The organism is Ileibacterium valens (genome assembly GCF_001945525.1).
Taxonomy (GTDB): domain Bacteria; phylum Bacillota_I; class Bacilli_A; order Erysipelotrichales; family Erysipelotrichaceae; genus Ileibacterium; species Ileibacterium valens.
In genome coordinates, this window is record NZ_MPJW01000059.1 from 1 (window position 1) to 22,923 (window position 22,923).

General features: G+C 41.5%; 19 protein-coding genes. 17 read left to right on the top strand and 2 right to left on the bottom strand.

Features of this window, described 5'->3' with window-relative positions; all coding sequences use genetic code 11:
- Nucleotides 1-423: 423 nt before the first annotated feature.
- Nucleotides 424-609, bottom strand: coding sequence for a hypothetical protein (locus tag BO222_RS01655; RefSeq protein ID WP_143356898.1), 186 nt, complete (start codon nucleotides 607-609; stop codon nucleotides 424-426).
- Between the two features lie 699 nt (nucleotides 610-1,308).
- Here BO222_RS01655 and BO222_RS01660 point away from each other — a divergent pair.
- Nucleotides 1,309-2,505, top strand: a complete 1,197-nt coding sequence (locus tag BO222_RS01660; RefSeq protein WP_083647624.1) for an ATP-binding protein — start codon at nucleotides 1,309-1,311, stop codon at nucleotides 2,503-2,505.
- A gap of 483 nt (nucleotides 2,506-2,988) precedes the next feature.
- Here the strand turns inward: BO222_RS01660 and BO222_RS01665 are convergent, their stop codons facing one another.
- Nucleotides 2,989-4,491 (bottom strand): carboxypeptidase M32, encoded by a 1,503-nt coding sequence (locus BO222_RS01665; protein WP_075817785.1) that lies wholly within the window; start codon nucleotides 4,489-4,491, stop codon nucleotides 2,989-2,991.
- Nucleotides 4,492-5,268: 777 nt separating this feature from the next.
- On the opposite strand from BO222_RS01665, the gene BO222_RS01670 reads away from it, so the two are divergent.
- The 16 genes from BO222_RS01670 (at nucleotide 5,269) to guaA (ending at nucleotide 22,602) form a co-directional block, all read left to right on the top strand.
- Nucleotides 5,269-7,008 (top strand): ABC transporter substrate-binding protein, encoded by a 1,740-nt coding sequence (locus BO222_RS01670; RefSeq protein WP_075817787.1) that lies wholly within the window; start codon nucleotides 5,269-5,271, stop codon nucleotides 7,006-7,008.
- Nucleotides 7,009-7,251: 243 nt separating this feature from the next.
- Nucleotides 7,252-8,235, top strand: a complete 984-nt coding sequence (locus BO222_RS01675) for an ABC transporter permease (RefSeq protein ID WP_075817789.1) — start codon at nucleotides 7,252-7,254, stop codon at nucleotides 8,233-8,235.
- 13 nt (nucleotides 8,236-8,248) lie between these two features.
- Nucleotides 8,249-9,175 carry an oligopeptide ABC transporter permease gene (gene opp4C, locus BO222_RS01680; protein ID WP_233131185.1) on the top strand — a complete coding sequence of 309 codons (927 nt, stop codon included), beginning with the start codon at nucleotides 8,249-8,251 and terminating at the stop codon, nucleotides 9,173-9,175.
- A gap of 9 nt (nucleotides 9,176-9,184) precedes the next feature.
- Complete coding sequence (locus tag BO222_RS01685; protein WP_075817793.1) at nucleotides 9,185-10,222, top strand: ABC transporter ATP-binding protein; 1,038 nt, start codon at nucleotides 9,185-9,187, stop codon at nucleotides 10,220-10,222.
- Nucleotides 10,223-10,225: 3 nt separating this feature from the next.
- Nucleotides 10,226-11,218 (top strand): ABC transporter ATP-binding protein, encoded by a 993-nt coding sequence (locus BO222_RS01690; protein ID WP_075817795.1) that lies wholly within the window; start codon nucleotides 10,226-10,228, stop codon nucleotides 11,216-11,218.
- Nucleotides 11,215-11,412 (top strand): hypothetical protein, encoded by a 198-nt coding sequence (locus BO222_RS01695; RefSeq protein WP_075817797.1) that lies wholly within the window; start codon nucleotides 11,215-11,217, stop codon nucleotides 11,410-11,412. The genes BO222_RS01690 and BO222_RS01695 overlap by 4 nt, the downstream gene beginning before the upstream one ends.
- A gap of 323 nt (nucleotides 11,413-11,735) precedes the next feature.
- Complete coding sequence (locus BO222_RS01700; RefSeq protein WP_075817798.1) at nucleotides 11,736-13,436, top strand: M3 family oligoendopeptidase; 1,701 nt, start codon at nucleotides 11,736-11,738, stop codon at nucleotides 13,434-13,436.
- A 345-nt stretch (nucleotides 13,437-13,781) separates the two neighbouring features.
- The gene (locus BO222_RS01705; RefSeq protein ID WP_075817800.1) at nucleotides 13,782-14,570 is read left to right on the top strand and encodes a TPM domain-containing protein; all 789 of its coding nucleotides are present in this window, start codon (nucleotides 13,782-13,784) and stop codon (nucleotides 14,568-14,570) included.
- The gene (locus BO222_RS01710; RefSeq protein ID WP_075817802.1) at nucleotides 14,570-15,700 is read left to right on the top strand and encodes a hypothetical protein; all 1,131 of its coding nucleotides are present in this window, start codon (nucleotides 14,570-14,572) and stop codon (nucleotides 15,698-15,700) included. The genes BO222_RS01705 and BO222_RS01710 overlap by 1 nt, the downstream gene beginning before the upstream one ends.
- 296 nt (nucleotides 15,701-15,996) lie before the next feature.
- Entirely contained in the window at nucleotides 15,997-17,319 is a 1,323-nt protein-coding gene (locus BO222_RS01715) for a replication-associated recombination protein A (protein WP_075817818.1), read from the top strand.
- A gap of 161 nt (nucleotides 17,320-17,480) precedes the next feature.
- Nucleotides 17,481-17,936 (top strand): tRNA (adenosine(37)-N6)-threonylcarbamoyltransferase complex ATPase subunit type 1 TsaE, encoded by a 456-nt coding sequence (tsaE, locus tag BO222_RS01720; RefSeq protein WP_075817804.1) that lies wholly within the window; start codon nucleotides 17,481-17,483, stop codon nucleotides 17,934-17,936.
- Nucleotides 17,933-18,529: a tRNA (adenosine(37)-N6)-threonylcarbamoyltransferase complex dimerization subunit type 1 TsaB gene (gene tsaB, locus BO222_RS01725; RefSeq protein ID WP_075817807.1), complete on the top strand. Its 597-nt coding sequence runs from the start codon at nucleotides 17,933-17,935 to the stop codon at nucleotides 18,527-18,529. The genes tsaE and tsaB overlap by 4 nt, the downstream gene beginning before the upstream one ends.
- Nucleotides 18,526-18,957 carry a ribosomal protein S18-alanine N-acetyltransferase gene (gene rimI / locus BO222_RS01730; protein ID WP_075817809.1) on the top strand — a complete coding sequence of 144 codons (432 nt, stop codon included), beginning with the start codon at nucleotides 18,526-18,528 and terminating at the stop codon, nucleotides 18,955-18,957. Before tsaB ends, rimI begins: the two co-directional genes overlap by 4 nt.
- A gap of 230 nt (nucleotides 18,958-19,187) precedes the next feature.
- Nucleotides 19,188-20,189 (top strand): tRNA (adenosine(37)-N6)-threonylcarbamoyltransferase complex transferase subunit TsaD, encoded by a 1,002-nt coding sequence (tsaD, locus tag BO222_RS01735; protein WP_075817811.1) that lies wholly within the window; start codon nucleotides 19,188-19,190, stop codon nucleotides 20,187-20,189.
- Between the two features lie 82 nt (nucleotides 20,190-20,271).
- Complete coding sequence (locus tag BO222_RS01740; RefSeq protein ID WP_158024537.1) at nucleotides 20,272-20,907, top strand: GNAT family N-acetyltransferase; 636 nt, start codon at nucleotides 20,272-20,274, stop codon at nucleotides 20,905-20,907.
- Nucleotides 20,908-21,060: 153 nt separating this feature from the next.
- Nucleotides 21,061-22,602, top strand: a complete 1,542-nt coding sequence (guaA, locus tag BO222_RS01745; protein WP_075817814.1) for a glutamine-hydrolyzing GMP synthase — start codon at nucleotides 21,061-21,063, stop codon at nucleotides 22,600-22,602.
- Nucleotides 22,603-22,923 lie beyond the last annotated feature (321 nt).

Sequence of the window (22,923 nt, forward strand, 5' to 3'; positions counted from 1 at the left end):
AAGCCCCTTCGGGGTCCTGTGGACCCTGGACAGAACAGACCAGGCATGTAGTGTTTGAATCAGGCAGTGAACTGGTCCAGTAAACTAACGGCTGTAAAACTACTTACACAGTTTAGTTGACAGATCCTAAATAACAAAGGGATGACTGATTTCAGCCATCCCTTTTAAAATGATCGTTATCTTGAAACTGAAAATCACTTCAGGAGATTTTCTTGATCTGGCTCAGAAGTGTCTTTGTATAGATTTTCTGGTTTTGCAAAAAGCAAGCCAATAATTCATTCAAGTCTGAATTCCGGTTCACTATTTATGATGGGTTCGAGAAGTTTCTGAATCTGACGATCCTTTTCTTCCTGAATCATGCGAACTTTCTTTTCTTCCATACTGGTTTACTGCCGGGCGACACCAAGTTCGTGTTCCAATTTTTTATTTTTTCTGTTCTGAAAGATTCAGCGTTTGCTTCGCCATGCTGATTTGTTGCTCTGCCTTGCTCATTTCCTCAACCATTCGATCGTAATGTTCCAGCTTTCGATCACGATTATCGTAAAGTTCTCTAAGAACGCTCATCTGCTCTCCCTCTTCTTTCTGTTCATTCAGTCTTTTTTTGATCAATCCATTCTTCGATTTTATCAGAAACACCTGCTTCGGCTTTCATCACCTTGATTACATCTTCAGGAATTCAATCACAAGATGTTCAAATTCTATCAGCAGGGACTCATTATCGCTCTGATTGTCTGATCTATTCAGTTTTGCCTTTGCTTTTCTTTCAAGTTTATGCAGCAGGTCAAGCCCAAGTCCCAAATAACGGTTGTCTGAGTTTTTACAGGCTTCTTTCAGGTCTTCTGGCTTAATGACATCAACCTTGCATCTTATTACTTTTTAGGATTCATGGCTGGTTAGATCACAGAGTAAATTAAGTTCATTCCAGGGACTATCACCATGATGAAAGACAACAGAGAAAAAGTGAGTAAAATACTTATCGATTTTATTTGTCTTATTTTTTGTATTCACTTTGGTTTGGGATTTTTTTCTTTCGAGTCATTGGCCTGATCAGAAGCCTGATTTGGATAACGTCCGATCCGTAAAATCAGAAACATTGATCCTGAAGAAGTCAAATGCATCAGAGGATGATTCTGGATGAATTAAATTGGAATTAATTTCATTTATTAAAAATATATTTCAGAAAATGGAATCAACTCCAAATTCAATAAATATTTATATCAAATTGGAGTCTGTTCCAATTTCAGTTTAAAATGAAGGCGTGTAAGTCAACCGTGAAAAACGTTCAGTAGATTGCAGAAAGAGGAATATATGATCATTGATCGACCAGATTACATCGAAAAAATCCATGAGTTCAAGGATACCAAAATTATCAAAATCCTGACCGGACTGCGCAGATCAGGTAAATCCACCTTACTGAAACTGATTCAGAAAAAACTGATCAATGCCGGAATCTCAAAAGATAGAATAATTGAAATTAACATGGAATTGATTGAGAACGAACCACTCAAGGATTACCATACTTTAAATGAATATATTTTAGAGCGACTGAACGGATCAGATCGAACTTATCTTTTCATTGATGAAATCCAGGAAGTTGAGTCTTTTGAAAAGCTTCTATCTTCTCTTCTTCTCAGAGAGGATCTGGATATCTATGTGACTGGTTCAAATTCAAAGATGCTTTCCGGTGAACTTTCAACTCTGCTCTCAGGCAGATATGTCGAAATTCCGGTATATCCGTTTTCGTATCCGGAATATCTTCAGATGCTGCAATCAGTGTCTTCAGACCATCCGGCCAGTCTGAATGACTGGCTGGTCAGAGGAGGCCTTCCTTATTCAATTGGTTTTTCGGAACAAGCTTGGACCACTTATATGGAAGGTATTTATAATACGGTACTTATAAAAGACGTTATTCAGAGAAAGAAAATTACCGATGCCGCTCTTTTGGAATCTCTCAGTCAATATCTGGCAGATAACATCTCCAATCCAGTGACATCAACAGGAATCGCGAATTACCTGACAAGTTCTGGTAAAAAAACGACTTCAAAGACAATCGACAGCTACCTTGAAGCGATGTCAGATGCTTTTCTAGTTTATCCCGTTTGTCGCTTTGATCTTCGGGGAAAGAAAATATTTGACCGCAACCAAAAGTACTATTTTGGAGATACCGGTCTGCGTCAGTACCTGATAGGAAATCACCTCAGAGATTTCGGTCGTCTTCTGGAAAATGCGGTATTTCTTGAACTGAGACGAAGAGGTTATCGAGTCTATACAGGCAGATTGAATCAGGAAGAAGTTGATTTTGTTGCAGTAAAAGGCACTCAGATTCATTATTATCAGGTGTCGGCTTCGATCCTGGATGAAAAAACAAGAGAAAGGGAATTCAGAGCGCTTGAGAGGATTCAGGACAACTATCCAAAAACTATTCTGAGTCTTGATCAGTTCGATTTCAGTCAGGGAGGAATTCAGCATCAGAATCTTCAGGATTTCTTTCAGGAATCAAAATAAGCATTGATAAAATACCGACAAAACCAAATGGTTGTTCTGGCCAGGAATCAAATATCAAAAAAGACCTGTTACGCTTAGTTACTAATTCCTGATTTGCCATAGAATAAACTCTTGCTGCTAAACATATACCTGTTTCTGGAATGGCATACTAAATAAATACTGAGTCCATAACCACGATCCAGAGGTTGCTGTATCGAGATCTTTCCTTGAACTGCTAAGAATATACTTGATAGACGCATATCAAGAGTATAATTTGGTATGTTCTAAGCTTCTTCAAAACAAAAAAAGAGGTTCAACACTTTAAAGATTGCTCATTGATCTTCTAAAGGTTGAACCTCTTATATTTTATAATATAGGAATTTTCTGACCGAATATTTTTGAATGAGATTGTTTCAAAAACAAAATTGATTTGGTCGAAGGCCAATCTCTCAAGACTAATAAAAATACAAGGCGGAATTTATTATTCTTATCTCTTCAACAAATCTATTTCAGATCGTAAAGTTTAGAGTATTTGTCCTTGAGGTAATTGGTGTAAATGGTTGGATCAAATGGTTTACCGGAAACTTCTTCGACAATTTCCTTCATGCTCTTGGAAGCTCCATAATGCTGAACGTTATTTTTGAGCCAGTCAGTAATTGCTGTAAAGTTACCCTTAGCCAGTTCTTCTTCAACATTAATTTCTTTAGCCATTGCTTCATAGAGCTGAGCAGCATAGGCGCTTCCTAAGGCGTAGGTTGGGAAATAGCCAATGTTTCCAGCAGACCAGTGCATATCCTGTAAGACGCCCTTTGCATCAGTATTCGGACGGACTCCAAGATATTCTTCGTACTTATCGGCCCAGATTTCTGGCAAATGGTCATAATCAAGAGTCTTATCAGCCATCATTTTTTCAATTTCATAGCGGATTAGAATATGAAGCGGATAAGTCAGTTCATCAGCCTCAGTCCGGACTAAACCAGGAACAGAAACGTTGATCAGACGAGTTATTTCTTCAGGGGTCAGATCCTTGAATTCAGGGAAGCTTTCCACGATGGAAGGATAGAGAGCTTTCCAGAAGGCTTCAGAACGCCCGATGTGGTTTTCAAGAAAACGAGATTGGGATTCATGAGCGCCGCTGCCAATATTATTGGCAAGTGTAGTTCCATAGAAATCTTCATCGATCTGAAGTCCAAACAGGGCATGCCCGTATTCGTGAACTGTACTTAAAATGGCAGAAAGGAATGTGTCCGGATAGTAATGAGTTGTAATACGGACATCATCCTTACCTAAAAAGTCAGTAAATGGATGTTCGGTTGTCGAAAGATAGACTCTTTGAGGATCAGCCTGCATGAATTCCATCAGTTTATCGGCAAATTCAGCCTGTCTTTTTTCATCGATTGAAATCTCAATTGGAGTCGTATCGATCTGTTTTGCATTCTGGACCTGGTGAATTAAAGGGATCAGTTCCTTTTTTATCACAGAGAAAAACTCATCATAAAATTTCTGGTCCGTTCCTTTTTCATACGTATCGAGAAGAACATCATAAGCGTTATCCTGATGAAAACGCGGAGAGTATTTCAGAAGGTCAATCTGCTGATTCATCAGGTCCTCGAGAATATTTCTGAATTCAGAGTAGTCATTATTTTCTTTAGCCCTGTGCCAGATGGTTTCTGAATCATTGCGGGTCTGAACAAAACGACGGTAGACATCCGCCGGGATGTTTTCGCTGTCTGCGATTTCCTCCAACCGTATTGTGATTTCCTGCTTTTCCAGAGAGCCGTCCTCTAAAGTGCTGGCATATTCTCGGATTTTAGCGATGGTTTCAGGATTATTCTCAATGGCAAATGCCTGAGATGAGAGAATGGACATCGCCTTATTCGCATTAAAGGCTCCTTTTTTGGGAGCGATTGTATTCTGATCGACATACATTGTGCTTAATGCAAGCTGATAGGCTCCAAGCAGATCGAGATATTCCTGATAAAAGTCTGCAAAGTTGAGTTTTGACATATTTCCTTAACTTCCTCCTGTTTTTATTTGTCTTCTGAAGATCGGATTGAAGAATTCTGTTTCAATCATCCATTAAAAATCAATGACTGCCTTTAATAATATGATGATTCATACCTTGAAACAGATAGGGGAAATCAGAAGACAAGATAAGTTCTGTTTTGATTCTATCAGTGAATTTGAGTGGACCAAACCAATTTAGGATGAACTCGTTTCAGAAAGCGAATTTTACCCATAGAATCAGCTGGATGCAAATAGAATAAATATGAATAATACCATAAGAATGCCAGAAATTTGGGATGAAAAAAGCCGGAACAGGGGGATCTGTTCCGGCTGGCTATTTATAATTTATGGTGATTAACGAAGCTCTTTTGTTAATCTGTTGAAGACAACTGCATCATCAAGCCAAATCGAAGCGTTGAATGAAGTCATCAGGTGAAATAATTTTTCGAACATCAAATAACCCTCCTCTAATAAGATATTTTCCTCTTTGCATCTTCATTATATAAGGCATATTCGGCTTTAGACAAGCCGGTATATCACATCATTTTTCTTACTTTTTTATTCAGAATCTGAAAGAGAATGAAATGAAAAACTCTGAATTAGTGTCTTTAATTGGTGAACAGTTTACAGAAATGAAAACTTAGCACTTTCGTTACATTTGATCTTCTGAAAAGTGTTGTGAAATTTATGGAAAGCCTTCTAAAAATGATTGATAATGTGTTATTGCGTTGTTAGAATATTGGACATAAAGTTTCGTAATCGAGGAGGAAAGGAATTATGAAATCTAAAAAACTGGCAGGCGCTCTGGCTGCCCTGCTCGCCGCCACCTCTATGGCAGGCTGCTCTGGATCCGGTGAAGGTGATGCTGGAACAGCCGCAGTAATTTATGGCGGAAGCAACTACGTTCGAATTGTCGACGAAGAGCTCAATAATGCGCTGATTGCAGGTAAGAAAACTACGGATATGGATGCATCCATCGAAAGCTACAAAAAAGCGTTCGTAAAAGAATCCGAACTGGCTCCATATCTGCCAATTTATGGAAACCATCTGTTCAATATCTTTAAAAAAGGTGTCAACGTAACAACAGGTCCAGTGTGTAACTGGTCTCAGGCTCTTGCAGATGCATCCATCGATGGTGGAGATACTCTTGTTGTCGGAATGACACAGGAACTGGCAGGTCTTTTCTCGCCGCTTTATGCTATTTCTTCATATGACCAGTATGTGGTTAATATGGTTTATCAGTCTCTGCTGGCTTACGATGCAAATTCGGAACTGTATGGACAGGCAGCTGTTGAAGTACCTGAAGCAGCTGAAGATGGTAAATCCGTAACTTTCAAACTGCGCGAAGGCCTTAAATTTTCTGATGGCAGTGATCTGACGGCAGAAGATGTTAAGTTTACATTTACTCTGGCAGCTGACCCTGAATACATCGGCGGACGTCTGGATGGAACATTTGACTTTATCGAAGGATGGGATGACTATCAGGAAGGCGAAGCAGAAGAAGTTTCCGGAATTGTTGTTGATGATGATCATACAATCACATTTAAACTTGCAGAACCTGATATTGATGCCGTTACTGCCATTGGTTCCTTAGGAATTCTTTCAAGTGAACAGTTCCCATATTCCAAAGGAGCTATGGGTGAATACAAGGACAACAACAGTGCCACTTTAGGTTCAAATGCCTACAAAGTTCACAATTACGATAAGTCTTCCGGCGCGTCTCTGGTTAAAAATGAAAATTACGCAGGAGAAGGCGAATTCTCCATTCCTAAAGTAGTTATTAAGACTGTTGCAGCCTCAACAGAACTTGCATCCTTACAGAACGGCGATGTGAACTACTACCCAGAATTAATCGAACCAGGTATCATCGCTCCTGCTACAAAAGATGACAAACTCGCTTACGACTACTACTTCCGTGCAGCTGAAGGATATGTAGGCTTTAACTGTGCTGATGGCCCAACCGCTGATCCGGCTGTTCGCCAGGCATTAAGCTATGCGACTGACCGTCAGGGCTTCGTTGATGCATTCTACGATATGAGTAAAGCTGCTGAAGACGCTCAGAACGTGGGTCTTGGATACGTTCCAACTGCTTTCTGGTCACCAGTTGCTGTTGGTATGGGTGATGCCACAACGGGTACATCTGAAATCGAAGGTGCTGTAAAGTATGACTTTGATATCGAAAAAGCAAAACAGGTTCTTGAAGAAGCTGGATGGGTTGAAGGTTCAGATGGAATCCGCGAAAAAGACGGACAGAAACTGACGATCAAATTCCTGGCTTCCGAAGGAAATGCTGTTCTTGATATGTTAATTCCAATGATTATGGACAGCTGGGGACAGATTGGTGTCGATCTGCAGCAGTCAACAGTAGACTTCAACACGCTGATTGATACAGTAGGTATTGATTCTGTAGATACAACCAGCTGGAGCTGCTTCTTCATGGCTACTTCCTTTACCGGACTTTCCAACACATCCATGAACGATCTGCTCGGTTATACTGAATTCAATCTGAGCGAATAGGAAATATTCGTTACTAATTCGTATTTATTGAAAATGCAAAGCACACGAACAAAAAGGTATAATCTTGTTCGTGTGCTTTTTTTATCGTTTGATTGAAAAACACAGTTATTCAGGCGCTTTCACTGAGAAATAATAGTCAAAGTTCTGAAATGAACTACTGAAAATCTCTCTGTCAATATTTTGCTTGCAAAAATCGAGTGTTATAATTTGTGAAAGTTTCTGAAAGAAAGGGGGAAATTTTTCATGCTGAAATATATTGTCAAGCGTCTTCTGACATCAATCCCTGTACTTCTGATCATTACGATGGTTATCTTCGGCGTCGTAAAGTCCATGCCGGGTGATGAAGTCAGCGCTTACCTCGGCCCGGGTACACGTGCAACTGCAGTGATCCGTCAGCAGGCACGCGTTAAATACGGTCTGGATAAACCGCTTCCAGAACAGTATGTGCGCTGGCTTGGCCGAACACTTACCGGCAACCTGGGTACTTCAACTACACTGAGAAAACCCGTGGGTGAAGTCATTGGCAGTTACGTCTGGAATACTTTTATATTAAATGCGGCCGCGCTGATCATCGCACTCATATTTGCGATACCGATAGGCATACGGCAGGCAGTGAAGAAGGGAAGTTTCGAAGATAACTTCTGGACCGTCTTCTCACTGCTCGGGATCTCAGTTCCCACATTCTTCTTCGGTCTGGTGCTCATCTTCTTTGTTGGACTTCGTATCGACTGGATGCCGATTTCCGGTATGCGGGATACCATGTTAGCCAACTTCGGATACTCGAGCATATGGCAGGAAATCGGGGATATCCTTTTGCATATGATTCTTCCGACAACCGTTCTTGCTTTTGGTACTTTTGCTACCTTCTCGAGATATGTCCGAAACTCAATGGTTGAAGTCATCAATCAGGATTATATCCGTACAGCCAGAGCAAAAGGTCTAAAGGAAAAGACTGTTATTTACAGGCATGCCTTTAAGAATGCGCTCATTCCGCTGGTTACCCTGCTTGGAATGTATATTCCTTCTCTGTTTTCTGGCGCCACCATTCTGGAGACCGTCTTTGTATGGCCTGGAATTGGAAAAGTTTTGATTGACGGCATTAACCAGCGTGACTCCGCGTTAGTCTGCGCCTGTCTGGTCTTCTCGGCCATACTGATGATTCTTGGAAACCTGCTCTCGGATGTCTGCTATTCTTTAGTCGATCCGCGAGTGAAGGTGGATGGATAATGAAAGGAGAAGAATGATGGAAACCTTAAAAAAAGATAACGGCATTCATCCGTCTGCTCCTGAAGAAAAAATTGAGTCCGTTGGTCCATGGATGATTGCCTGGCGCAAATTCCGCGCCAACCGCATTGCCGTAGCCGGACTTGTGATTTTTGTTCTAATTGCCATCGCAGTGGTTCTGGTTCCTATGCTTATGGGAATTAAGGTCACAGATTATGATCTCAATGCGGTCAATCAGCCGCCAAGTGCAGCGCATTGGCTTGGAACGGATAAGCAGGGACGAGACTGCCTCTATCGTCTGTTTTTGGGCGGACGAATTTCAATCATGGTTGGTATTATCGCTGCCATTCTGACTGTTGTATTAGGATGTACAATTGGAGGAATCGCTGGATATTATGGCGGATTTATCGACAACTTCCTGATGCGTTTTTCTGAAATTGTTTACTCATTGCCATTTACTCCAATGATTATTGCGGTTGCTTCCGTTATGTTATGGGTCCCGCAGAATTTGAAGATGTATACCGTTGCATTTTTAATTGGAGCTTTATCCTGGCCAGGTCTGGCAAGACTTGTGCGTGGTCAGATTTTAACGCTGCGTGAGCAGGAATTTATGCAGGCCTGCGAAGCTTTGGGCTTTTCCGATTTCTCTAAGATTTTCAGACACCTGATGCCAAACGTATTCTCGTTAGTCATCGTCAATGCAACATTACAGATGGCCAGTGCAGTATTAACTGAAGCCGGCCTTTCCTATCTGGGTATGGGAGTTATGCCGCCAACTCCTTCATGGGGTAACCTGATGAACCTTGCCCGGGATTCCGAAGTTTTTAAGAACTACCCATGGCAGTGGCTTCCAGCTGGTCTGATGTGTCTGCTGACTGTTGTATCCATCAACCTGGTTGGTGAAGGCTTGCGAGATGCCTTCGACCCGAAGGAAATCCAGTAGGAGGAACTTATGAGCGAAGAAATCAAAAACACAGCCGAACCGAAGGCAAATAATAAAATCCTTGAAGTAGACAATCTCAGAGTCTATTTCCATACCAAAAAAGGCGATTCTAAAGCCGTTGATGGAAACCATTTCGATATGTATGAAAACCAGACACTCGCAATTGTTGGAGAATCCGGATGCGGAAAATCTGTAACCGCCATGTCCATTCTCGGTCTGGTATCTGAGCCTGGCGAAATTATGCCTGGTAGTAAGATTCTTTATACCGGTAATGGTAAAAATGTCGATCTCGCCAAGGCTTCAGATGCAGAAATTCAGGATATTCGAGGAAATGAAATTTCAATGATTTTCCAGGAACCAATGACTTCCTTGAATCCTGTTTTCACTGTTGGTGAGCAGATTATGGAAAACATCCGCATCCATGAAGACATTTCAGATGAAGAAGCAAAAGCCAGAACGATCAAGCTGTTAGGCCAGGTCGGCATTTCAAGACCGGATGAAGTTTTTAACAACTATCCATTCCAGATGTCTGGTGGAATGAACCAGCGCGTCATGATCGCAATGGCTCTTTCCTGTTCGCCAAAACTTCTGATTGCCGACGAACCGACCACCGCGCTCGATGTGACCATTCAGGCACAGATTCTGATGCTGATGAATCAGCTGAAAAACGAACTTGGAACATCAATCATGTTGATTACGCATGATCTTGGAGTTGTTGCTCAGGTTGCGGACTGGGTCAACGTCATGTATGCCGGAAAAGTTGTAGAAACCGCCGATGTACAGACCCTGTTTAAGAATCCTAAGCATCCATATACTATTGGCCTGATGAGCTCCATGCCTTCTTTAGCCACAGAAGGTTCAAGACTCAATGTCATTGAAGGAACCGTTCCTAATCCGGTTTACCTTCCGAAGGGCTGTTACTTTGCAGATCGATGCAAGCACTGCATGCAGAAGTGCCTTGAAAGCCAGCCTCCTGTTGTAGAATTTGAAAACGGTCATAAGGCCGCCTGCTTCCTGTACGAAGAGGCAGAACAGAAAGGGGAATAACGAATGGCTAAAAAAGAAAATGCACAGAAGATTCTCGAAGTCAAAAACGTCAAGAAGTATTTCCCTTTATCCAAAGGAAAACTCAAACCTGGCAAACCCTGTGTCAAGGCAGTGGATGGAATCAGCCTTGATCTTTATGAAGGAGAAACGCTGGGGCTGGTTGGTGAATCCGGATGCGGAAAATCAACTTTAGGAAGAACGATTATTCGTCTTTATGAACCAACCGACGGAGAAGTCATCTTCAAGGGAGAAGATATCGCTAAAAAGACCCGCAAGGAAATGCGCCAACTGCGTGAAGAAATTCAGTTCATCTTCCAGGATCCATATTCTTCACTCAATCCTCGAATGAATGTTTTCAATATCCTTGCAGAACCACTGATTGCTCATGGCAAATTTACCCGTGGTCCGGAACTTGAAGAATATGTAAAAAATCTGATGGAACGCTGTGGTCTGCCAAGCTATTACTGCTACCGCTTTCCGCACCAGTTTTCCGGAGGGCAAAGACAGCGTATCGGTATTGCCAGATCGCTGGCTTTGAATCCATCCTTCATCATCTGTGATGAACCGGTATCCGCTCTGGATGTTTCGATTCAGTCACAGATCTTAAACCTGATGATGGATATGCAGGAAGAAAATAATATTTCCTACATCTTCATTTCCCATGACCTTTCTGTTGTAAAACATATTTCTGATCGCGTGGGAGTTATGTATTTAGGCAGTATGGTAGAGCTTGGAGATAAGGAAGAAATCTATGCTCATCCTATGCATCCATATACAAGAGCCCTGATGGCAGCCATTCCAATTGCTGATCCCAATAAGCGTTCTGAAATGAAGCTGATCGAAGGCGAAATTCCTTCAAACGTAAATACGCCAACCGGCTGTAAATTCCATCCGCGCTGTCCATTTGCCACTGACCTGTGCAAAACTGAAATTCCTCCTGTCAAGGAAGTAAAGGAACGTCATTTTGTTCAGTGTCACTACGCAGGTGAACTTTGAGTTCTAAATTCAAGGACCTGATCGCCAATTTGAAGGAAAAGAAAGAAGTTGAATTCGGCAAGGAAGTCCGTCTGGAAAAAGATGATTATAAAGCATTGCTGATTGCATGCTTTCAGATCTTCATGCCAGTTCTTTTAGGAATGCTTGCCGTATTTGCCTTACTGATTCTGATCATTGTGGCGATCTGGAACTGACTCGAATGGTTTAGACTTGAATGGTTTATTAAGAATTTTATATCCACGGATTCTTCTTAGGAAGAATCCTTTTTCTTTTTAGATTTAACTGATGTCTTCATTTGAATTTGGTCAAACAAAAGAAACGAATAGTGAATCAGGAGCTTATGAAAACGAAACTAGAGGGACTGAAATCAGGAAAAACATAGGTTACGTGCGGAAAATAGTTTTTCAGCAATAGATTTCAATCCTAAGTGGATGTTTACCAAACATGGACATCTGTTATTAGATATAGGAATTTATGAAATCTCGTGATAATCTTGGATAAGAAAAGTGAGGTCATTATGAAGTTTGAAGAAATGAAATACAGCCGTCCCAATCATAAGGCTGTTTTAGCTGAACTCGAAAGCATACAGAATCGGATCAAGAATGCAGAAAATTATGAAATGTTCAAAAATGCTTTTCTGGATCTCGATGATCTGATGCAGCATGTCGATACTCAGGCCAATCTGTGTTATATCCGTCATACCATCAACACGGCCGATGAGTTTTATAAACAGGAAACGGATTACTTTGATGAAATCAATCCCGTCCTTGAAGAATATATTACCCAGATTAACCGGGCTATTCTTGAATCTGACTATTCAAAACAATTAAGAGAAGAGATTCCTCAGACCTGGTTTACAAAAGCGGAGTTCGGATTAAAATCCATGTCTCCTGAAATTGTCGAAGACCTGCAGAATGAAGCAAAATTACAATCTGCCTATCAGGCCTTAGTTGCCTCCGCCAAAATTCCTTTTGAAGGGGAAACCTATACGCTGGCAAGCCTTCAGAAGAAAATGGCTGATAAAAACAGAGAAGTACGCAAAGAAGCAACCAAAGCTTACTGGCAGTGGTTTGCAGATCATGAAGAAGAAATTGGAAAGATCTACAGCGACATGGTTGATGTTCGTACACGGATGGCGAAAAAGCTTGGATTTGAGAATTATGTTCCACTGGGCTATCTGAAGATGCAGCGTCTGGATTACGACAAGGAAGATGTTGAAAAATACAGAGAAAATGTCTTAAAAGCAGTCGTTCCGGTATGTACTGCGCTTTATGAAAAGCAGGCAAAATCCTTAGGTTATCCAGACTTTCATATTCCAGCCTGGGATGAAAAGATTGAATTTGTTTCCGGCAATCCGGCTCCAAAACATTCCAGGGATGAAATGGTCCAGGCTGCCTTAAAGATGTACCAGGATTTATCACCGGAAACTGGAGAATACTTCGAAAAGATGGTCAATCAGAACCTGATGGATCTTGATGCCAAACCCCATAAAGCAGCCGGAGGCTACTGTACGGGTCTGAATGATTACAAAGTCCCATTCATCTTTGCCAACTTCAATGGAACCAACTCCGATGTTGAAACGCTGACTCACGAGGCTGGCCATGGCTTCCAGGCTTACAGTTCAAGAAATATCGTTCCGGCTTCGGTCATGTGGCCAACGATGGAATCTGCTGAAATTCATTCGATGTCGATGGAATTCTTTACCTGGCCATGGATGAAGGATTTCTTTGAAGAAGATACTGATAAGTATTACTTTTCACACCTGGGCGGATCGGTAAAATTCATCCCTTATGGAGTACTGGTTGACCATTTCCAGCATGAAGTCTATGAACATCCAGAATGGACTCATGAGCAGAGGATGGACTGCTTCAGAAGACTTGAAAAGGAATATCTGCCACATAAAGACTATGAAGGAATTGACGTTCTCGAAAGAGGCGGATGGTGGATGCGCCAGCTGCATATCTTCATGAATCCGTTCTATTACATCGACTATACGCTGGCTCAGGTTTGTGCTTTACAGTTCTGGAAACGTCTGCAGGATCAGGATCCAAAGGCTTTTGAGGACTATAAGGCGATTTGCGAACTGGGAGGAACCCTTCCTTTCAAGGAAATTGTAAAAAAAGCCAATCTGAAAGTTCCATTCGAAGATGGTTGTCTTGATGAAACCATGGACAGTGTTTCTGAATGGTTCAAGGACCGCAATAACGCAGACTATTAATCTTATCTGCTGAACAATTATTCTTTTACGTCCGTTATGGTTAATCCATGTCAATTAAGCGGATTTAAATGCTTATAGAATAATGATTGTTATCCGGCTTTCATTACGAAAGCCGGTTTTTTGTTTCTGAATTCGCTTTGAATCAAATTTTTGGATAAACAAAGATAAAGTCTTCAGATTTGGACGGCCGTAAAGTACACAAAAACAGAGGAAACGCTGAAACAGAATAAACTTAAGATCATCTCTCGAAATGGTTCATTTGTTATTCACAATCTTTCGCTATACTGTTGGATAGGAATGAAACGAAATGCCTGAAACGTTTCAGGACTTACAGGAGAGAATTGAATGAAAAGGATAAACATTGTTTCAATGCTGGTATTTACCTTTTTATCCATATGGATCATGCCGATCTTTACCGATATCAGGGTTTACGCAGCTGAAATTGTTGTAATGGATGATGCTGGATTATTTACAGAATCTGAAATAGATAAAATCGAGGACAAGGCAGCAGAAATCTCACAGAAGTATGATATGAACATTCTGATTGCAACAACCTATGAACCTGGATTTTCTGACAACGAAGCCCGGGATTTTATTGAAAGCTTCGGCAGCAGCCGCTATCCGGAAGGATATTTAGCCTATGCCATAAATATGTCAGACCGTTCGTATTGGGTAGATGCCTATGGGGATACCTATCGGTCTTTGATCACTCAGGATGTGGCGGATACCCTGGCTGATAAAGCCAGCGACGAATTATATGAAGGCGAATTTTATGATTCAGCGATGGCTTTTTTGGACCGGGCTGACCGCGAACTGGCAGTCAGTACAGATCCGATGGGGTGGCTGAAAAAGCCGTTCATCTTCTGGGAAGCCAGTTTAATCGCTCTGTTTGTTTCTCTGATCGGAGCTGCTGTAGTGACTGTAATCATGACTTTATTGAAAGCGAAAGGTCATCAGGACAAACAGTTGGCTTATGATGCAGCGGGTTATGGAGATAGTCTGAATCTGATGATCAATGAAAATCGTTTTATCAGTCATTATCAGACACGGATTCGTAAACCAAAACAGAGTTCTTCAGGTCATTCTGGCGGGACAGGAAGCTCTGGCCATACTGGAAGCGGAGGTCATTTCTGATGCTTTATAAATGTAAGAACTGTGGGGGAGAACTTCATTTTGATCCGGAAATCGGCAAACTGAAATGTGATTACTGTGACAGTGTATATGACGTTTCCGAGTATGAACCGAATTCAGATGTGGACCTGAATGAAGCTTCAGAAACAATCGAACAATATGTAACGCCGGATGAAGAAGCGTTAAATACTCGAAAAGCACTGGATGCCGGATTTGAAGAAGCTACGGATGATACCACGGATCATAAGGAAGATTTACGGCTCTATCAGTGCCCACATTGTGGGGCTGAAGTCGTTACGGATAAGACGACAGCTGCGACGACCTGTATTTTCTGTCAGACCCCATTAATGCTTCAGGAGAATATGAGCGGAAGCTTTGAACCGGAATGGATTATTCCTTTTGAGGTTGAACCTTCGCAGGTGAAGACTCTTTATCAGGAATATATCAGAAGCAAACCGTTCTATCCTCCGGAATATGCAGCCTCCAATGTAATAAAGAAAATTAAGGCTGTTTATCTTCCGTTCTTTTTGCATGATACAAATACTTCTGGCCAGGTACAGGCCACTGGAGAAAGAACATTTACCCATACCCATGGGGATTGGATTATCACAGAACATGATGTCTTTGAATTAAGCCGCGGCGGGCAGATGCACTTTGAAAAGGTGCCTGCCATCGCATCGAGTAAAACCCCTAGAGATGCAATGGATTCGATCGAACCTTTTGATTACTCAAAGATGAAACCTTTTTCCACTGGCTATCTGCCGGGATTTCTGGCTGAGCGTTATGATGTTGGATTTGAACAACTCATCGATTCCGTTCATCAGCGAATCGCCCACTCCTTTGACGCAAAACTGATGTCCACGATGAATGGATACAGTTCGATCAAAGTACAGGGTGGGACAATGAATCATGAGGATGGACACACCGGCTACGTTCTGCTGCCGGCTTACATTCTTTTTATGGACTATGACAAGGATGAAGATGCTTTAATCGCGATAAATGGTCAGACGGGAAAGATCGTTGGAAACATCCCTGTTGATAAAAAGAAAATGATTCGATACGCGATCATTCACTTTATTCTGAACTGGCTGATCCTGTTGGTGATCGCAATGGCTTTAGTCATTGCGCTGTAGATGGTCGAGTCTTTGAAAAACAGGAATGACAGCTTTGATGGTTCATAAAAACTGGAGCAACAGGAAGCTGAAGTTTCAAATCAGTCAGTCGAGAATAAAAATTAAAAAATAAGAAACCAAGGGGCGGAAATCAGGTTCCGCCTTTTTGCTTGCCTGTTTCCTGTATAATCGAAAGCATGGAACAATTTTCTTTATTTGAATCAATGGAAGAACGGCTTGAACAATCCAGGAAAGAAAAGGAAGAGGCATTGGAAAATGACGAAAAAGCCTTTTCGCTTCGTCCTTTAGCTGATCGGATGCGTCCGCAGAGTCTGGAAGACTACTGGGGACAAAAACATCTGGTTGCTCAGGGTTCGTTGCTCTGGAATATGATTAATCGGGATTCTGTGGTATCGATGATTTTCTGGGGACCTCCTGGAGTTGGAAAGACTACTCTGGCACGGATTATTGCTCATCAGACAAAAAGTGAGTTCATTAATTTTTCTGCAGTCACTTCCGGGATTAAGGAAATTCGTGAAGTAATGGCCCAGGCGGAGGCAAGACGCAAGAAGGGAAATCGAACGATTGTTTTCGTAGATGAAATTCATCGATTTAATAAAGCTCAGCAGGATGCCTTTTTACCTTATGTGGAAAAGGGAAGCATTGTTCTGATTGGTGCGACGACTGAAAATCCAAGCTTTGAGGTGAATTCAGCCCTACTGTCCAGGTGCCGGGTCTTTGTTCTCAAGTCACTTGAGCAGGAAGATATCGAGGGTCTGATTCGACAGGCTCTGTTTTCTCCAAAAGGATTTGGAGATCGGACCATTCATATTTCTGATGACTTCATCTCAAGTATTGCCTTCTTTGCTCACGGGGATGCCCGGCTGGCTTTAAATACTCTGGAAATGATTATCAATAACTCACCGGATGATATTGATGGGGTCCATGTCGATGAATCGATTGTTCGCCAGGTCATGCAAAAAAGAACGCTTCTTTATGATAAAAAAGGCGATCAGCATTACGATATCATCTCAGCGCTGCACAAATCGATGCGAAATTCAGATGTGGATGCCTGCATTTACTGGTTGGCCAGAATGCTTGAAGGTGGAGAAGACCCCCTTTATATCGCACGAAGAATGGTTCGGATGGCCAGTGAAGATATCGGATTGGCTGATTCAAGAGCTCTTGAAATCTGTATTGCTGCTTATCAGGCCTGTCATTTTTTAGGGATGCCAGAATGTTCAGTGCATTTAACACATGCGATTACCTATCTGGCTCTGGCTCCAAAAAGCAATGCGTTGGAGACTGCCTATTTTGCAGCCAGGGATGATGCTCTGCAGACACTTGAGCAGCCAGTACCGCTCCATATCTGCAATGGAGAAACCAAGATGATGAAGGATCTGGGTTATGGAAAGGGTTATGAGTATTCGCACGATTATCCGATGCATATGACAGATATGGAATGTCTGCCGCCTTCATTGACCGGACATCATTATTACAGGCCAACGGATCAGGGATCAGAATCCAAAGTCGCTAAGCGAATGGAGCAGATCACTCATATTAAGTCACAGTTGCGCAAGGAAAGAATTGAAAGAGAAAATTCGCTTAAAAACAGCGAAAAAAATAATGAAAAGAAGTAAAGAGATAAAGTAATGAGTTGAAACGACAGGTAATCAGATGAAAAACGGTGAACGAAAAGAAAATCAGAAACCAGATCGTTTCGTATGTTATTTAAAACATTGTAAAATACAAAAATTCCGAAGATTTTAAGATCAATCTTATAGGAATGGAAAATTCAAATATGAAAAAAATATTTAATATAGAAAATCTGGAGCAGACAGCGGCCCTTGCCAGGCAAATAGCTGATCTGTCTAAAGGAAAAGTCCTGACGATTACTCTTGATGGAGATCTTGGTGCAGGTAAAACTACATGGACAAAATCATTTGGCAAAGCCCTTGGAGTAAAAAATACGATTAATTCGCCAACATTTACGATCATGAAATCCTACAAGCAGGCCGATGGAAATCCATTATGGCATCTGGATGCTTATCGACTTGAGGGGTTAAGTCAGGATCTGGGATTCGATGAATGCTTCGACGATGGCATTGCAGTGGTGGAGTGGTCTGACTATATTTCTGATCAGCTTCCAGCGGACCATCTGTCAATTTCGATTGAAAATGGAAACGATGAGGAACGCGTTTTTACCATCGAATCCAATGGTCCTTTATCTTCAAGCATTCTGGAGGAACTGAAATGATTACCTTAGCCCTGGATACAGCTTATAAGTATCTAATTGTTGGGATTTATAAAGATGGAAAACTATTAGATGGGACGATGGAAGAATGTTTCAAAAGTCAATCTGAAACGATTTTTCCACGTATTGAAGAATTGTTAAAGAAATGTGATTTAAAGCTCTCTGATGTTGATGAATGTGTCATCACAGAAGGGCCTGGAAGCTATACCGGATTAAGAATCGCTATGACAATTGCCAAGATTCTTGGAACGCAGTCAAAGACAAAAATATATACACTTTCGACCATGCAGATTTATGCAGGTCTTGAAGAAGAAGCCAATGTCATTCTGGATGCAAGAGCTCACCGAGCTTATACCGCTCATTTAAGTCATGGAAAAGTGACCAAAGAAGCCATTCTGAAGCTTGATTTGATTCCGAACTTTATCCAGGAGAATCCAGGAACCTTATTTGGGGATGGTTATCTGATTGGAATGGAAACACCGGAAGTCGATTTTCTTTCAAACATTGAGCAGCTCAGAGATGAATATCATCTGATTGAGAATGTTCATGCTCTCGCGCCAAAATACTATAAAGAAAGCGATGCTTATAGGGTATGATCCGTCAGGCGAATGAACAGGATCTCAAGGCTCTTGCCAGGCTGGAAGGGAGATCGTTTCAGAATCCATGGACAATTGAAAATATCCAACAGGATTTAAAGGTGAATCCATTCAGCACAATTCTCGTTGATGAAGAAGACGGGAGAATCCGTGCCTATCTGGATTTGTGGATCACTTTTGAAAAGGCGCAGATCGCCCGTATTGCAACAGACCCAGAATTTCGTAAGCAAGGCCTGGCAAAGGCGCTGATTCAGAAAGGGATCGAAATGGCTCAGGAGCAGCAGGCAGAAGAATTCAGTCTGGATGTCAGAGTAAGCAACCAGCCTGCGATCGCTCTGTATGAATCGATGGGATTTATCATCCTTCATCGCTCGAAAAACTATTATGAAGGAAAAGAGGATGGCCTGTTAATGGCAATGGGTATCTGAAATTAACGTTTTGTTTTTGGAAAAAATCTAAAAGAACATTGAAGAATCTATAAAAAGCTGAAAGTGACTGAATAATTGACTTATCAGAAAAGCAGGTAAAAATTGGACAAAACAGGCAGAATTAAACCTGAACAAAACATTCAGTCAGATAGATATCAAATTATTATGAAAACAAAGACCGATTTTTAAACACGAGTTTAAAGAATCGGTTTAAATATGAGGATCGAAGAATGATCATATTAGGTATTGAAAGCAGCTGTGATGAAACAGCTGCAGCGGTTGTAAAGGACAAAAAAGAGGTTCTTTCGAGTATTATTGCTTCTCAGATTGATACTCATAAGGAATTCGGTGGAGTTGTTCCGGAAATAGCCTCACGGATTCATGTAGAAAACATTTCCTGGGTAGTGGCAAGAGCCATTGAAGAGTCGGGAGTGGACTGGAAAGATATTGATGCCGTGGCAATTACCCAGGGTCCAGGATTGATTGGCTGTCTGCATGTAGGAGTTACTGCCGCAAAGACAGTAGCTGAGCTTTTTGAAAAGCCTCTGATTCCCGTGAATCATCTTGCCGGACACATCTATGCCAATGAAATGGTTACGGATATGAAGTTTCCTTTGCTGGCACTTCTTGTCAGTGGAGGCAATTCAGAACTCGTTTATATGAAAGATGCCTATTCTTTTGAAGTTCTTGGTGAGACACAGGATGATGCCATTGGAGAAGCTTACGATAAAGTCGCAAGGGTATTGAATTTAGGTTATCCAGGCGGACCGAAAATCGATAAACTCGCCAGACAGGGACAGGCGATCTATGCTCTTCCCAAGCCAAAAACTCAGGGAAAATATGACTTCAGCTTTTCCGGGTTAAAGTCTGGAGTTCTGCAATTTGTTAAACGGATGGAACGCCGTAATGAAGAATGGATTATGGAAGATCTGGCAGCATCTTTTCAGGAAACCGCATTAAATGAAATCTTTGATAAAGTACGGCTGGCTTTAAACGATCATCCAGAAATTGTTCATTTTGTGGTCGGAGGAGGAGTATCCGCGAATTCAAGACTTCGCGAAATGGTTTCTTCACTGGCAGAAGAATATCCAAACGTTGAATTTACCGTCCCACCCATGCGCTGCTGCACCGATAATGCAGCAATGATTGCAGTGGCCGGTGAATTTGCAGCTGAACAGGGAAGAAAAGCTGATGGCTGGCTGTCCGCCGATGCGTCATTGGAAATGATGTAAATCCTGTCCACAGAACTATACAAAATTCGTTAGCGGTAAATAAGGAAGATCAGGAAAGAAGAAAGAAGTCAGGAATATGGTTGTGAATACAAATTTGGAATCAGGTCAGAAGGAAAAGCAAGCAGATTGTTCTTTTAAATCCTGCTTTATTGATGGAATCAGAGAATTTGAAATACAGGATCTGGATGAGGTTTATGAGATCTATTGTTATTACGTTGATCATTCCAATTACAATCTGGACCTGACTCCTGAGAGTAAAGAGACATTTTTAAATTCGATTGTTTCGAATCCGGATTTTCCATTTCTAGTTGCAGAGTATGATGGCAAAATCATCGGATATGGCACAGCTCATCATTATCGGCCAAAAGCTGGCTACCAGCATACTGCTGAACTGACGATTTACTTTGAACCATCCAATCATCATGGTTTAAGCCATGCTCTTGCCGACACTTTGACGAATATCTTAAGAATGCAGAATGTCCGTCAAGAAATCGGTTGTATTACGGCCAGCAATAAACCGAGTATTGCCATGGGATTACGCAGAGGATTTAAAGAGTATGGCCGGCTCAAAGATGCGGCAATTAAAGCTGGTGAATTTTGTGATGTCGTGTGGATGTCAAGAGTGATTCAGAATGGTGATGCTCAAAAAGCCTCTGATCTGAAAGATTTCATTCCTTATTCGGTATTAAAGAGTTACTCCGGCAAGACTCTCAACTGAGGCTTAAATGGGAAAAATTCCCTTTTAGGGCAGAGAACTGAAAAATGAAAACTTTTCATGAAAACTGAAAGCGGCTTTACTTTATACGTTTGATATTCGTTCTTTTTGATGAATAAATCAGTGCTAAAATACTCAAAATAAGAGAGGTAAAACATGGCTGATAAGATCGTTGTTTTAGATTTTGGTTCCCAGTACAATCAGTTGATTGCACGACGGATCCGTGAATTTGGAGTTTACTCTGAGCTTCACCCTCATACGATGACTCTTGAAGAGATCAAGGCTCTTGGTGATGTGAAGGGGATCGTTTTCTCAGGAGGACCTAATTCGGTTTATAACGAAGCGGCGCCGAAATGTGATCCTGCGATTTATGAATCAGGTATTCCTATTCTTGGAATCTGCTATGGAATGCAGATGGTTCAGCATGATATGGGCGGTAAGGTTCTTCCTTCTGATAAAAAAGAATATGGACGCACTGAAATCAAGGTCGATACAGAATGTCCAATTTTTACAGGCCTTCCTGAAACTCAGACGGTATGGATGTCCCACGGTGATCAGGTTGGAGAACTTGGAGAAGGTTTTGCGGAAACTGCCCGTTCGGATAATACTCCATTTGCGGCTGCGGCAAATCCAGAAAAAAATATCTATACTCTACAGTTTCATCCTGAAGTCCGTCATTCCGAATATGGAAATGAAATTCTGAAAAAATTCGTCTTCAACGTGGCGAAAGCTCAGAATAACTGGACAATGCATGATTTTATCGAAACTCAAAAAAAGCTGATTAAGGAAAAAGTCAAAGATGATAAAGTCCTTCTTGGCCTGTCAGGTGGAGTGGACTCCTCTGTAGTTGCTGCACTCTTGCATGAAGCCATTGGTGATCAGCTGATTGCCATGTTCATTGACCATGGGCTGCTTCGTAAAGGTGAAGCTGAATCCGTAATGGAAACCTTTGGAAAGAACATGAATATTAATCTGGTGAAGATTGATGCAAAAGACCGATTCCTGTCCAAACTTGAGGGAGTCAGTGATCCTGAGAAGAAACGTAAAATTATTGGCAACGAATTTGTTTACACTTTTGACGAGGAAGTAAAGAAACTAACCGAGGGTGAAGAAATTAAATGGTTGGCTCAGGGGACTCTTTATACAGATGTCATTGAATCCGGAACTAACTCTGCTCAGACCATCAAGTCTCATCACAATGTAAAAGGTCTTCCAGAAGACATGCAGTTTCAGTTGATCGAACCCTTGAATACTTTATTTAAAGATGAAGTCAGAGCTCTTGGTGAAGAGTTGGGCCTGCCATCAGAAATGGTATGGCGTCAGCCATTCCCAGGACCAGGACTGGGTATTCGTATTTTAGGGGATATTACTGAAGAAAAGCTTAAAATCGTTCAGGATTCGGATGCGATTCTTCGCGAAGAAATCGCAAAAGCTAGACTCGAGAAAGATATCTGGCAGTATTTTACTGCGCTGACTAACATGCGTAGTGTAGGTGTCATGGGAGACCAGAGAACCTATGATTATGCGGTTGCGATTCGTGCTGTTACCTCAATTGATGGAATGACAGCCGACTGGGCCCGTGTTCCTTTTGATGTTTTAGCGCGTGTTTCTGATCGTATCGTAAATGAAGTTGATCATGTCAATCGCGTCCTCTTTGATATTACCAGTAAGCCGCCAGGAACCATTGAATTTGAATAAGACCTTCCAAACAGGTATGTACGATAAACAAGCTTCTTTTAGCAAATGTTTTTATCTGCATTGATTATTGAAGGGGCTGTTAAATTTCTGACAGTCCAAAAATAAAAAGAGGCACCTGATCCGTAATGGATGAGGTGCCTCTTTTGGTAAAATATGTTCATGATCAATAAACAAAATTACCAAACACACTATAACTCGATTCAGGGCCGTTTGCCACTGCTCCATTCTCTCTTCCCTCATATTGAGATGGATTCTGTCTTCACTACTGTCAGTTCCTTTGTCGATGATTATCTCGACCTTGCCCTTTATCCTTCTTTTGCT